The organism is Acidisoma sp. (genome assembly GCF_965199065.1).
Lineage (GTDB): Bacteria > Pseudomonadota > Alphaproteobacteria > Acetobacterales > Acetobacteraceae > Acidisoma.
In genome coordinates this window covers 116,129-128,811 of the sequence record NZ_CBDAQN010000002.1, presented here as the reverse complement: position 1 = coordinate 128,811, position 12,683 = coordinate 116,129, and the positions used below count along the sequence as shown (strand labels likewise).

Annotated in this window: 12 protein-coding genes and 1 pseudogene; all 13 read right to left on the bottom strand. The window is 68.4% G+C overall.

The window, feature by feature from the left end; genetic code table 11:
* A pseudogene (locus tag ACOEQ1_RS08195) lies at positions 1-208 on the bottom strand (asparagine synthetase B); the annotation flags it as partial.
* A 273-nt stretch (positions 209-481) separates the two neighbouring features.
* Positions 482-1,525, bottom strand: a complete 1,044-nt coding sequence (locus ACOEQ1_RS08190) for a fatty acid desaturase (protein ID WP_419758777.1) — start codon at positions 1,523-1,525, stop codon at positions 482-484.
* Between the two features lie 101 nt (positions 1,526-1,626).
* Entirely contained in the window at positions 1,627-2,718 is a 1,092-nt protein-coding gene (locus ACOEQ1_RS08185) for a radical SAM protein (RefSeq protein WP_419758776.1), read from the bottom strand.
* A gap of 39 nt (positions 2,719-2,757) precedes the next feature.
* Positions 2,758-3,315, bottom strand: a complete 558-nt coding sequence (locus ACOEQ1_RS08180; RefSeq protein ID WP_419758775.1) for a ubiquinol-cytochrome c reductase iron-sulfur subunit — start codon at positions 3,313-3,315, stop codon at positions 2,758-2,760.
* A 19-nt stretch (positions 3,316-3,334) separates the two neighbouring features.
* Complete coding sequence (locus ACOEQ1_RS08175) at positions 3,335-3,952, bottom strand: prepilin-type N-terminal cleavage/methylation domain-containing protein (RefSeq protein WP_419758774.1); 618 nt, start codon at positions 3,950-3,952, stop codon at positions 3,335-3,337.
* The gene (locus tag ACOEQ1_RS08170; RefSeq protein ID WP_419758773.1) at positions 3,949-4,347 is read right to left on the bottom strand and encodes a type II secretion system protein; all 399 of its coding nucleotides are present in this window, start codon (positions 4,345-4,347) and stop codon (positions 3,949-3,951) included. Before ACOEQ1_RS08170 ends, ACOEQ1_RS08175 begins: the two co-directional genes overlap by 4 nt.
* Positions 4,337-4,786 carry a pilus assembly FimT family protein gene (locus ACOEQ1_RS08165; RefSeq protein ID WP_419758772.1) on the bottom strand — a complete coding sequence of 150 codons (450 nt, stop codon included), beginning with the start codon at positions 4,784-4,786 and terminating at the stop codon, positions 4,337-4,339. The genes ACOEQ1_RS08170 and ACOEQ1_RS08165 overlap by 11 nt, the downstream gene beginning before the upstream one ends.
* Positions 4,776-5,993 (bottom strand): type II secretion system F family protein, encoded by a 1,218-nt coding sequence (locus tag ACOEQ1_RS08160; protein WP_419758771.1) that lies wholly within the window; start codon positions 5,991-5,993, stop codon positions 4,776-4,778. The genes ACOEQ1_RS08165 and ACOEQ1_RS08160 overlap by 11 nt, the downstream gene beginning before the upstream one ends.
* On the bottom strand, positions 5,993-7,714 hold the full coding sequence (locus tag ACOEQ1_RS08155; protein WP_419758770.1) for a GspE/PulE family protein: 1,722 nt from the start codon (positions 7,712-7,714) through the stop codon (positions 5,993-5,995). Before ACOEQ1_RS08155 ends, ACOEQ1_RS08160 begins: the two co-directional genes overlap by 1 nt.
* Before the next feature lie 12 nt (positions 7,715-7,726).
* On the bottom strand, positions 7,727-8,563 hold the full coding sequence (locus tag ACOEQ1_RS08150; RefSeq protein ID WP_419758769.1) for a general secretion pathway protein GspK: 837 nt from the start codon (positions 8,561-8,563) through the stop codon (positions 7,727-7,729).
* A complete protein-coding gene (gene gspD, locus ACOEQ1_RS08145; protein ID WP_419758768.1) occupies positions 8,560-10,902 on the bottom strand; it encodes a type II secretion system secretin GspD in 2,343 nt (780 codons plus the stop codon). Before gspD ends, ACOEQ1_RS08150 begins: the two co-directional genes overlap by 4 nt.
* Positions 10,899-11,540, bottom strand: a complete 642-nt coding sequence (gene gspM, locus ACOEQ1_RS08140) for a type II secretion system protein GspM (protein ID WP_419758767.1) — start codon at positions 11,538-11,540, stop codon at positions 10,899-10,901. The genes gspD and gspM overlap by 4 nt, the downstream gene beginning before the upstream one ends.
* Positions 11,537-12,682, bottom strand: a complete 1,146-nt coding sequence (locus ACOEQ1_RS08135) for a PilN domain-containing protein (protein WP_419758766.1) — start codon at positions 12,680-12,682, stop codon at positions 11,537-11,539. Before ACOEQ1_RS08135 ends, gspM begins: the two co-directional genes overlap by 4 nt.
* Position 12,683 lies beyond the last annotated feature (1 nt).

Genomic DNA, 12,683 nt, shown 5'->3' with positions numbered 1-12,683 from the left:
CACAGCCGGCACGGTCCTCGTAGGGCTGCGCCCCGCCTTCAAGGTCGATGATCGCCAAGCGGCGATGCCCCAAGGCCCAGCCAAGACCTCGGCTGACCCCCTGTCCGTCAGGTCCACGACGGGCCAGTCGGATGAGGGCAGAAGATAGATCGACCTCCCCATCAGAACGGTTCGCTGCATTTGAAAACACGCCAGCGATACCGCACATTTCGGAAGTCCTTATCGCCGCGGCACTACGGTGGCTTGGTATGCTTCCCGTACTGGCGCAGCCAGATGCCACGTAGTGATCCTACTACTGCGCGGGTGACCATCGCCTTAAGGCAAGGCACAACGAGCGGACACTTAAACAGTGCTAAGGCTGAACTTAGGGATTGGCACAGGGCGGTAGAAATCCGCGGGAGCCGCCGTTCGTGCGTTCGCCTCGGGGAGCACGAGGCCTGGTTCGAAAAGCAGGACCCCGAAGTCTCACTCGATCGCTGAGTTAGGCCGACCTTGCCTGTTGAAGCTTGCGGAGGTCCGCGAAGGATATCAGCCGGCGCGTCTCGTCGTCCCAGAGCACAAGACCGACGCAGCTGAGGCTCTTCCACAACGTCAAGCGCCCGCGTCCGCGCAACTCGGGGTAGTCGTTCAGAACCTCCGGCAGGCGGTAGAACGGGATGCGGCTTGCGAGGTGATGCACATGATGAACGCCGATATTGGCGGTCATCCAGCGCAGCCCCCAAGGCAGGTCATAGTGAGAGCTGCCCTGCAGGGCCGCATCCTGAATGGTCCAGTCGGAATCCTCGGCCCAGTGCGTCTCTTCGAATTGGTGTTGGACATAGAACAGCCATACGCCCGCCGTCGCGCCGAGCAGCACGATGGGGAGATGGATCATCAGGAACGCCCAGAGGCCGATCGTCCAGATCAACAGCCCGACGGCCAAGGCGATCCCGAGGTTGGTGCCCATGACGCTGAGCCACGGCTTCCAGCCGCGCCGCATGAAGCCGACCGGCAGGCGGCTCTGCAGGAGGAAAAGCCACATCGGCCCGATGCCGAACATCACCGCCGGATGACGGTAGAGGCGATAGCCGAGCCGGCCCCAGAAGGACCGCGCCAGATACTCGTCGACCGTCAGCGTCGTCACGTCGCCGATCCCGCGGCGGTCGAGATTACCGGCAGTCGCGTGGTGGACGGCATGGGCGCGCCGCCACTGGTCGTAGGGCATCAGCGTGAGAATGGAGATGGCACGGCCGACCCAGGCGTTGCCCTGGCGGCTCGGGAAGAAGGAGTCGTGCCCGCAGTCGTGCTGGATCATGAAAAGACGAACAAGCAACCCGGCGGCCGGGAAGACAAGAAGCGCGTAGAGCCAGTAGAGCCCGAAGTGGATCGAAACCGCTATCGCCAGCCACAGGGCGGTGAATGGGATGGCGGTAATCGCCAACTCGGTCAGGCCTCGCAGCGTCTTCGGCTTGCGGTAGGGGCTGAGCTTGCGACCCCAGCCGCCGTCGTCGGACTTGGTCGCACGCTGCATTTCTGTCGCCGACATCGGGCGCTCCGTTCAGGGCCGCGTCTTATGCGCCTTCCCTTCGCCCGGCGTAAGGATCGAATATATGAAGCTTCGGACACGAAGCGACGCGCAACGTCCGGTCAGGTCCAGTACAGCACGCGTGCGGCGGGCAGACGCTGCGCCAGGCTGGCCTCCAGCGCGCCGCGAAGCTGGGCCATCTGCTCCTTCGGAAAGACCCACTTCGTCGAGCCGAACTTGGTCAGCTTGCGGGTGCGGAGCGCCTCGTCCATTTCAAGCTTGCTGCCGGGATACCAGTCCTCCAGCACCCCTTTGGATTTGGGCGTGAACCGGTGGGTGATGAGTTCCGCCGTCAGGTCCAGGTTTGGCAGGTCACCCAGCATGATGGCGATGTCGGCTATCAACTCGTCGTAGGCAGTCCGCCAGTCCGGCAGGCGCAGGATCGGCGCGATGGTTAGGCCGACCTTGTAGCCCGCCTGGGCCATCGACCGCAGTGCACGTAGCCGCCGATCCATGCGGGGGGCACCCCCTTCCAGGCGCTCCGCCGCCACCGCGTTCAGGGAAAACCGGACGCGTGTCTTTCCCCTGTGCGGCAGGGCGAGCAGCGGCTCCACAGCATCGAACTTGGTGGTGAACCTCAGCTGCACCGCCGCATCCCAGGCGCCGAAGTGCCGGATGCAGGTGGCCAAGGCGCCTGTCAGGTGCTCGAGCGCCAGCGGGTCCGTGTAGCAGGAGCACTCGTACGTTGTCCCCTCCGCCGCCCGTGCCGCCGACACTGAGGTGACGCCGCCCTGGCCCAGCGCCGGGGCCAGCTCCGCCAGGATCTCGGGCAGATTGGCATAGACGCGCACAATCGGCGGCCCGGCAAGCGAGCCGGCGAGGTAGCAATACTGGCAGTGGGCAGGGCAGCCCTCGGCGAGGTCGAACCGCCAGTCGGCAGAGGGCGGGATCGGCTGCAGGCGGCGCCGGCTTGGCGAAGCGGTGACGAGGGCCATCGTCGTCTTGGCGTCGCGGTAGGTGTCGGGCAGCCCGATCAGCCGATCGGACCGCAGCTGGACCACCTCGGCGCCGAGCTTGGCCACCCGCTCCGCCACCGCGACGCCATACGGCCAGGCAAGCGCAGATGGCGTAACCAGCAGGCGCTTGGGCGCCCACAGCCGATTGCCCGCCGATGGCGCGGCCAAGGTTTCAGGAAGGGTGGCGGATGATGTCATCCGGTGGAGATCGGAAGCCGCGCCACTCGTTTCCAGGCCTCAGTCGGTACGGCCCGTGTGGCCCCCGGGCGGCGCGGAGAATGCGCCCGCGACCGTCACGCGCCCATCGACCACCGCGAGCGGCAGGTTCGGCAACGGCAGCGGCGCCGGACCTGCGACAACCGCCGCGGCGCGCGCCGGGTCGTATTGAGAGCCGTGGCAAGGACAAAGCAGCAGCCTATCCGCCGCCCGCCAAGCCGAGACGATGCATCCCGCATGGGTGCAGACAGCCGAGAAGGCGACGAGCGGGCCGCCATGCGCCTCATCACGATCGCCCATCAGGCGGAGCAGCAGCACCTGGTTGAACTTCGCGCCACTCCGGACCAATCCAGTTTTCGGGTCCATGGGCCAGGTGAGCCTGGGCGGCGCGCCCCGCCGCACGGCGCCCGGTGTCAGCGGCTTATGTGCGGCATCACCGACTGTTACCAGCGCGTCCCCGGGCTGAGCACCCGCAGTCGCACCCGCCGCCGCCTCGGCACCTTCAGAGATCATGGCCGTGGCGGCAGCGCCGACACCGAGATCGAGCACCCGCCGCCGCGAGACAAGACATGTCACCATCTGTTCGTTCCTTCGCTCTTCAATCCGTGTTGGCCTCGCACATCGGGGCGACAATCACGTCCGGCCAACGCTTGGTCGCATCGTGGAAGTCGATGTGAACACGCACGAGACCCGGCGGGTTGGCGCTCCGCCAGCTGGTCGTCCAGCCGGCCGCCGCATGCGCCGTCTGCTCGCGAAAATAGGAAAAGCGGACCTGGCGCACGCCGGCCAGCAGGACAGTCTCCCGCATCACCGGGGGCGTCAGCCGGCGCGCATGCAGGTGCGGCGTCCATTGCAGCACGAACGCGCCGTCCTGGCTCTCCGACAACGTCAGATCGGCGAGGCGCGTCGGAGAGGACGGCGCGTTCACCGGCAGCTCGGCTGTGAAGTTCAGCCGGAAAGCGTCGCCGTCGACCACGGGCACACGCGGATCGACCCCCGCGGCCATGCGCGAAAGCAGCATTCGCAGGATGCGGTTGGTGGTATCGAGCGCGCTATCGCGGTCGACCATACGCACCTGCCGGTCCCAGACGTCCACGCCGAAGCGCATCCCCTGGGCCAGCCCGCCAATGATGAAGCCGAGCACGATGAGAGACACCAGGGTCTCCATCAGCGTGAAACCGGCGCTTCGGTGGTTCGCGCTGCGGGGGGCGCTCATGGCGCGGCGCCCAGATTGCCGCCGGCGACCTGCTCGGTGTCGAGTTTCACGCTGCGGCCCGGCGGCGGCCCCCAGGAGATGGCGACACTCACGCCGAGCAGCGTCGCCGGACCGTTGGAGGTCGTGATATGCGAGAGCGGCACGGTGCGGACGTGCCAGTGGAAGCCGTCGCCCTCGTCGCCCTGACGGTCGCCCGGCTGGGACGCATCGACGGCCGCGGCAAGATGCGACTGCGCGCGAGCCAGCGCCTCCTGATACCGGGCCGAGAGGCTGCTCGCCCGCAACCCTTCGACGCCCGCATGTACGAGAACGGCGAGCGCCAGCCCTGCAATGATGAAGGCCACCAGCACCTCGATGAGGGTGAAGCCATCGGCGCTGCGGGGACTACCGCGCATCGGCGATATCGACGCGCCCGGTCAGCCAGTCCACGGACACCAGGAAGCGCCGGCCCGGCCTCCCAAGGACGACGATGCCGCCCGTGGCGCTCCCGTCCGGCGCGAAATCGAACACCGCACGGCGCGGTTCGGTGCCATCCGCCATGCGGGCCGTCAGCGGAATCCAGGCCGGGAGCACCGCGCGCGGCACTCCATCCAGCGCCACACGATGGGCGGGCAGGTCGAGCATCACCGCCACCGGGCGATCCTCCGCGATGGCGCGGCTGCGACCGACGCGCAGCGTCTGCACGACCTCGCTCGCCGCGGCCCGCGCCTCCAGCCCGGCATTGCGCGCCGGTCCGCGCGCCATCACCAGAACGACGGTGAGGCTGAGGATGACCAGAACCACAAGAATCTCGATCAGCGTAAATCCGGCTTCGGCCGCGCGGTCAGTGCGCAAGATCGTTCAGCCCGAGCATGGCCTGCACGAGCGAGGCGACGATGGCCGCGATCATCCCGCCCATCGCGATGGTGATGGCGGGCGTCAGCAACGACACCATGCGCTGCACCGCGAGGCGCGTCTTCTCCTCATGGATCTCCGCCGCGCGCAGGGCCATCGCGCCGAGTTGCGCGGTCTCCTCGCCGAGCTGGAGCAGGTGGATCGTCCGCTCCGGGAACAGGCCCGAGACGGAGAGCGGCCGGGCGAGCCCCGCACCCCCGCGGGCGCCGACAGCGGCGCTCTCCAACGCCTCCGCGCCCGCCGTGTTGCCCATGGTCTCACGCACGATGTCGAGCGCCGTGATCAGCGGCATGCCGTTGATCAGCAACGTGCCGAGCGTGCGGGTGAAGCGCGCCGCCATGACTTCGCGCGCGAGGCCGCCGAACAGCGGCAGCCTGAGGCGCAGCCGGTCGAAGGCGAGGCGCGGCCCGGGTTGCCGCAGCCAGCGGCTCAACGCGAACAGGACGAGGGCGAGAACACCCAGCGCGGCCAGGCCCCAGCGGCCGATGATGCTGCCGGCGCCGATCATCATCTGCGTTGAAAACGGCAGCGTCGCGCCGTTGTCCGAGAACAGCGGCACGAATTGCGGCAGCACATCCGTCAGCAGGAGCACAACGGAGCCGATGGCGGCCAGCATGAGGACCGAGGGATAGATCAACGCCGAGGTGATGGTGGAGGCAAGCGCGCGTTCCCGCTCCAGCAACGTCGCCAGCCGCTCCAATGTCTGCGAAAGCGCGCCGCCCGCCTCGCCGGCCCGCACCAGACCGACATAAAGCCGCGAGAAGCTGCGCGGGTGCTTTGATAGCGCAACGGCCAGCGTGTTGCCGTCGCGCACCGTGTCGCGGATGTCGCCCAGAAGCCGGCGGAGGCGCGCGTTGGACGCCGTCTCGACGAGAAAGCGCAGCGCGCGGTCGAGATCCTGCCCAGCGCCGAGCATGACGGCGAGTTCCCGCGTGATGTCGGCGGCTTCCTGGGGGCGCAGGCCGTCCCGGCGGAAGATGTCGATGTCGAGGGCCGCGAGCCGGCGGCGGCCATCCGGCTCCGCCCGCATGAGGATGCTGCCCTGGCGGCGCAGATGCTCGACGAGCGCCATCTCGTCGGCGACATCCAGCACGCCCTCGCTGAGCTTGCCGCCGGCGCCGATCGCCGTGTAGCGGAAGGCGGGCATCAGCCTTCGACCCGTATGCTGCGGACCACTTCCTCGATCGTCGTCGTGCCGGCGAGGGCCGCGTCGATGCCGGCCTCGAACATCGTCTGCATGCCGGCCTCGACCGCCGCGCGCTCGACCTGGGCATGATCGGCGCGCGCGAAGATCAGCCGCTCCACCGCCTCGTCCGGCACGAGAAATTCGGAGATCGCGAGCCGGCCACGGTAGCCGGTGCGGCGGCATTGCTCGCAGCCGACGGGGTGCCAGAGCGTCGGGCGCGCCTCACCGCCGCGGTCGAGGCGGAAGCGGCGCACCAGCTCCGCAGGCGGTTCGGACGCGCGGCGGCATTCGGGGCACAGGCGGCGCACCAGGCGTTGCGCGAGCACGCCGCGCAGCACCGCCGTCATCAGGTAGTCCTCCAGCCCCATGTCGCGCAGACGTGTGACCGTGGCGGCGGCCGAATTCGTATGCAGCGTCGAAAGCACGAGATGCCCGGTCAACGCAGCCTGCACGGCGATCTGCGCCGTCTCGATGTCGCGGATCTCGCCGACCATGATGACGTCGGGGTCCTGGCGCAGGATAGAGCGCAGCAGGGTCGCGAAGTTCAGCCCGATCTGCGGGCGAACCTGGATCTGGTTGATGCCGGTGAGCTGGAACTCGATCGGGTCCTCGATGGTGACGACCTTGCGCGTCACCGAGTTGAGGCCGAGCAAACCGGTATAGAGGGTCGTCGTCTTGCCGCTGCCGGTCGGTCCCGTGACCAGCACGATGCCGTTCGGCAGGTTCAGCGTGTCGCCGAACTGCCGGATGATGGCCGGCGCGAGACCGAGCCGCGCGTAGTCGAAGGCGACAGCGGTGCGGTCGAGCACGCGCAGCACGACGCTTTCGCCATGCAGGGACGGCGCGGTCGAGACGCGGAAATCCACGTCCTGCCCGCGCACGGCGAGGCGGATGCGCCCGTCCTGCGGCAGACGGCGCTCGGCGATGTCGAGATGCGCCATGATCTTGATGCGCGAGGTGATCGCCGCCGCCATCTGCGCGGGCGGGCTCTCCACCTCATGTAGCACGCCATCAAAACGATAGCGCACGCGCAGACGGTCCTCGAACGGCTCGATGTGGATGTCGCTCGCCTGCGTCTCGACCGCGCGCCAGATAAGCTGGTTGACGAGCCGGACGACGGGCGCGTCGCTCGCGATATCCCGCAGCCGCTCGGCATCGTCCTCGAGCGGGGTCGAACCTCCCGCCGCATCCTCGGGTTTCGCGTCGCTGCTGGGATAGAGCCGCTCGAAGGCGGCTTCGAGTTCCACGGGCAGGGCGATGACGAGACGCACCTCCTGCCCCGTCGCGGCGGCCACGGCTTCCGGCGTGAAAACATCCAGGGGGTCAGCGACGGCAAGCACCAGGGTGTCGCCGTCCTGCGCAACGGGCATCGCACGCGCTGCCCGCAGGAAGGGAACCGACAGCGCATCCGGGAACAGCGGCTCGGCGGGATAGCCGGTGGCTGCAAGTGTCGGCAGGTCGAGCAGACGTCCGTAGGCGCCGGCAAGGCTTCGTTCCGTCACCAGGCCGAGTTGGCTCAGCACCGTGTCGAGCCGCTGCCCGCTTTCCTGCGCCACGCGACGCCCGCGCTCCACTGCCTTGCTGTCGCAATGGCCATCCCGCACCAGGAGATCGATCAACCCATTCAGCGGAGAAACCGAGTCTTCAGGGGCGGCACGGTTCTGATGCGACGTGGTCACCATATCAGCCGGCCCTCAGAGCGATTGCCAGTTCAACACGCGGAACGGGCGCCCGCGCCGGCCCGGAACGAGACGGATGGTGGCGCGGCGGGTGAAATGACCGCCACCACGCCCCATGGCGACGGCGGTGATGGTTACGGTCGGGTCACCTCCCGCGTCATCTCCAGCTTGATCCGGGGTCAGCAGGTTGCTGTCGCCAGTCTGTTCGGCATCGAGGGTCAGGGCGCGCATCACGAAGGGATCGGCCGCCTGTGGAGACGGCGTCTCGTTCTCCTGAAAGACCGAGATGTGCGGCAGCAGGCAGGCCCTCAGGGCCGGCGTCATCCCAATCACGAGACCGATCTCGCCGCTCGTTTCGAACGGCGCGCCGGGCGGGGCATAACCTAGCCCCGCCGCCTCGTATTCAGCGCCAGCGTTGCCGCCCGCCTCGCCCGGCGGCGCGCGCCAGGCCATGATCGCCTGCACGAGGCTCGCCATTGTGTTCCCGGAGACGCCGCACAGGGTCAGCGCGGCGTCGAGCAGGCCCGCATCCGCGGCATTCGGGTCGATCCTGCCCGCGACATTCTCGATACGGACATCCGCGACACCGCCCGGCAGGGCGACGATATGCCGCCCCTGCAGCGGCCAATGCTGGGGCGACCGATCCAGCAAATGGAAGATCGTGTTCTGCACAGCGCCGTCGGCCACCGGTTCGGCCTCGGCCGCGGCCCGGAGGTTGCGGGCAAGCTCAACCTCGCTGCGCCCTGCCGACAGCACGTGGGCGAGAATGAACGACACCAGGACGAGCGACCAGATCACGATGAGCAGGGCAAAACCGGCCTGCCTGCGGTCCTTCTTGCGGTCACCGGTCACTGGGGCCCGCCGAGATGCCGGATGAGCGGCGCGCCGGGATCGTCCGAGCCACTGATCGGCAGGTTGTGCAGATACTGCGGAGTGGCCGCCGCCGAAGGCAGCTGCTCGCGCAGGTCCTCCGTGAAGGCGAGGGCATCGCGCTGGTCATGCACGACGTGCGGGGTAATCAGCACGAGAAGCTCGTCCCGCGTGCGGGTGTTGCTCTGCTGACCGAACAACGCCCCGATCACCGGCACATCCTTCAGGAACGGAACGCCCTGGTTGCTTTTGGTGACGCTGTCCTGGATCAGCCCGGCGAGACCGATCGTCTGGCCGTCCTGCACCACCACACGGGATTCGACATCGCGCTGAGAGAAGGTGGGCGATGTTATGCCGCCGTTGCTGATCGTCGTGCTGGCGGCCGTGTTCACGTTGCTGACCTCCTGGGCGATATCGAGCGTCACCAGCCCCTCACTGCTGACGCGCGGCGTGACCTCCAGAATGACACCGGTCTGCTCATAGGCCACGGAGTTGATGACATCCGTGTTGCTCGTCAGCGTGCTCTGCGCCTGCTGCGTGAGGTAGGGGACGAGGTCGCCGACCTCGAGCCGCGCCGGCTGATTGTCGAGCACCATGAGTTCCGGCGATGACAGCACATGGACGGTGCTGACGGCCTGGAGCAGGTTGAGCGCCACCTGCGAGGCGTTGCTGCCGGCGAGGAAATAGCCGCCGAAGCTGTTGGTGGCGTTGAACACCTGAGCCAGCGTTCCGTTCAGGCCGCCCGACTTGAAGAAGAACTGCGTGCCATACTGCAGCGCGTCGTTAAGCTCGACCTCTGCAATAACGGCGTCGATACGCACCTGCAGGGGGATGATGTCGATCTTGCGCAGCGTCGCCATCACCGTCGCGGTCTCCTGCGGCGTGCCGTAGATCAACAGGGAGTTGTTGATGGAGTCCGGCACGATCCGCATCTCGTTCGGATTGGACGAGGTCAGGGCGCCGCCACTCGCATCCAGACCGCCGAGCAGCGGATTAGCCGTGCTCGCCGCGCCGCTGCTGACGGTGCTGGAGGCAGGTGTGCTGCCAAGCCCGCCGCCGGTGCTGCCGAGGCCACCCAAGCTGCCGCCGCCTATGCCGCCGACGCCATTGTCGCCCGCGCCGCCTTGGCCGATGCTCGAGATGCCGCCGCCGGAAGAGCCGCCGCCCCCACTCTCACCCGGAGATGACTTGAGCTGGGCCGTGGCCGTCGGTTGCGCCGTCACGTGGTCGGGCGTGAAGGCCTGCTGCAGTATGTAGGCAACATCGTTGCTCTGGCCGTTCTGCAGATAGTACACGGTCCAGCGCCGCACCGAATTCTGCTGGCCGCGCTCGATCATGGCGAAGATCCTCTGCGCCTGCGCGATGGTCCGCGGTTCCGCGGCGGCGACGAGCACGGTGTTAATACGCTCCATGGGAATGACCTGGGCAGCACCGCTGCCGCCGCTCGGTCCCTGGCCCGTCGCAGAACCGCTGCCGCCGTTCAGTGCCTGCTGCAAGGCGGTCGCCACGTCTTTCGCATCGCCCTCGTCGACCGGGAACAGCGCCAGCGACTGACCGGAGAGGCTGTCCACGTCCAGCGCCGAGATGAGGCCCGTCAGCGCCTCCCGCGAGTTGGGATCGCCCGAGAGGACAAGCGCATTGCTGCCCGGAACGGCCGCGAGCCGGGTGCCCTGAGTGACAAAGGGCTGCAGAACCCGCGCCACATCCGCGGCCGAGGCGTATTGCAGGTTGATGACTTGGCCGCCGCCGTCGTTCGGGGAAGCGGCAAGACCGCCCGGCTGCGCGCCGCCTGCCGGTACGATGCGATAGAGCGGCCCTGTGGTGAGCAAGGTCGCGCCGGCCTGCGCAAGCAACACCTGCAAGGTAGGAATGAGCTGGTCGTTCGTGATCGGCACGGAGCTGTGCAGGGTCGCCGTCCCATGCACGGCGGGATCAATCGTGTAGTTGACATGCAGGATGGCGCCGAGAATCTGCGCGACGACGGCACGGATGTCGGCATCCTCGAAGTTGAGCGTGGCGCCCCCGCCATCGTTGATCGCACCACCTGCGCCGCCCGGCGACGCTTGGCCGCCCCCCTCGCCCGCCACGACGCCCGCGCCATAGCTCACCGTCGGACGACCAATCGAGGACGTGCTGCCGATGTCGCCGTTGATGCGAGGAGAGGCCTCGCCCGCAGTGGTGGCGACCGCCGGCAGAGGCTCCAGGGGCGGCGGCGGTTCCTGGCGCACACAGCCAGCAAGAAAGACGAGCGCCAGGAGGCCGGATGCCGTACGCCGCCGAGTGCCGGCCGCGTCAGTGTCCGCGTTCGAGCGCCGGATCACCGGCCAAACTCATAGGCCTGTGTCTGAAGATCGCCGGCACGGTCGCCGCTTCCGGCACGAAAGGCCATCACGACGAAGCTCGCGGCCAGAGGCGGGTGGCCGCCTGGCCCTCCGCTGCCCGTTGCAGCGTCGTCCACGGCATGAAATTCGAGGTCGTCCACCAAAAGCCGCAAGTCACTCGCATCGATCTCCTGAAGCAGCTGGACGAGAACCGGCCAGCGGGCGGTCAGCGCAATCCGCAAATCAATCTGCCGAAACCCACCCTGCTGAACGGCGGGCAGGACCTCCTCGCTGGCGAGGGTGGCGCCGGCCGCCGTCGCCATGTCCTGGATCAGGCCCTGCAACGCCGCGGCGGCGATGGCGTCGGTGCCGCCGGTCAGCAAGGTCGCCTTGGGAGCCGCGTCCGGGCGGCTCGCGCGCGCCAATTGCCGCAGCGCCGGCAGCGCACGGGCGCGAGATGCCATATCGTCCAGCAAGGCCCGGCGGTTGGCGATATCCACCTGCCGGGCGTCGTACCAGCCGATCAGCGGCGACGCGACGCCGAGCCAGACGACGGCAGCCACGATGACGACGAGGCCGACCGCGAGCCACTGTCCACGCCGCCCCTCGGGCAGGAGGTCACCGCTCTTGCCGCTCATGGCGCGAGTTCGGCGCTGATCGAGAAGATGTCGGCGTGCCCGCTGTCGTCGCGCGTGACCGGGGCCGCGAAGGCAGGGTCGAGCGTCGCCGGATTGGCGGCAAGGCGCGCGATCAACTGCACCGCTGCGCGGGATTGGCCGTCGATCCGCAGCCGGCGCTGCTGGAGCACGAAATCCGTCAGCCAGCTATCGTCCGGCAGCGCATCGGTGACGGCCGCGATGGCGCGCAGCGGGTCGCCTACCTGCGCGCGGGCGGCCGCAAGCACGCTGCCGCCGGCGGCGCGAGCCTCGATGCCGCTGCGCAGCCGGGCGGCTTCGGCGACCGCAGGGCTGAGCGCCGCGATCCTGGTCTCGATCGACATCATCGTGAGGGACTGCCTGACGAACGGCGTGGCCATGAGCGCCACCAGCAGAACGCCACAGGCGACGAGCCCCACGCGCAGCATCGGCGCCGTGCCCACCTGCGTCTCGCGCTGGCCGGAGAGGTCGATGCGCCTCCAGCCCTCGCCGCCGGCGCCCCCCGTGCGGGATGCGGCCTCGAGCAAGGCCGGGCTGCTCCCCGCCGCGGCTAACCCGGCGAGGGTCGCTGCGATCGGGGCGCGTGCCCCGAGCGTCAGGCGAAGGTGAAGCCGCGCCTGGGTGCGGTCGCGGCGGGTGATCGTCCACCCCCAGATGGTCTCGGCGGCGGCGAACGGCGTGAGCCGGTTCATCTCGTATTGCAGGACGCGGTCCAGGGACCGCTCAACCGCTAGCGGCAGCACCACGTCGCGCTCCAGCAGGCTGCCGGGCCGCAGGCGAAGGCATACGGGAGCACGCGAGGAACGCGCCCGCAAGGCGCGCAGCCGGGCGAGCCCGTCCTCGTCGAGCACGATCCGCTCGGGCGTCACCGCAAACGAGGTTTTGGGCAACATGACGTCGACTGTGTCCGGCAAGGAGCCCGGTGTAGCGACATGAGTGATGAGGATGGCGCGCGCCACATCGGCATCCGAACCACGCACCGCATCGGGTAGCAGAGTGAGGAGTTGCCGCCCCCACCAACTGATGAACTGGTTGATCATGACAATCGTCTCGTCGATGCGGGCACTGTTTATCGCCTCGCGCCCGAATGTCTGTGGCGGTTCGATGACAACTCGCCTTCGCATC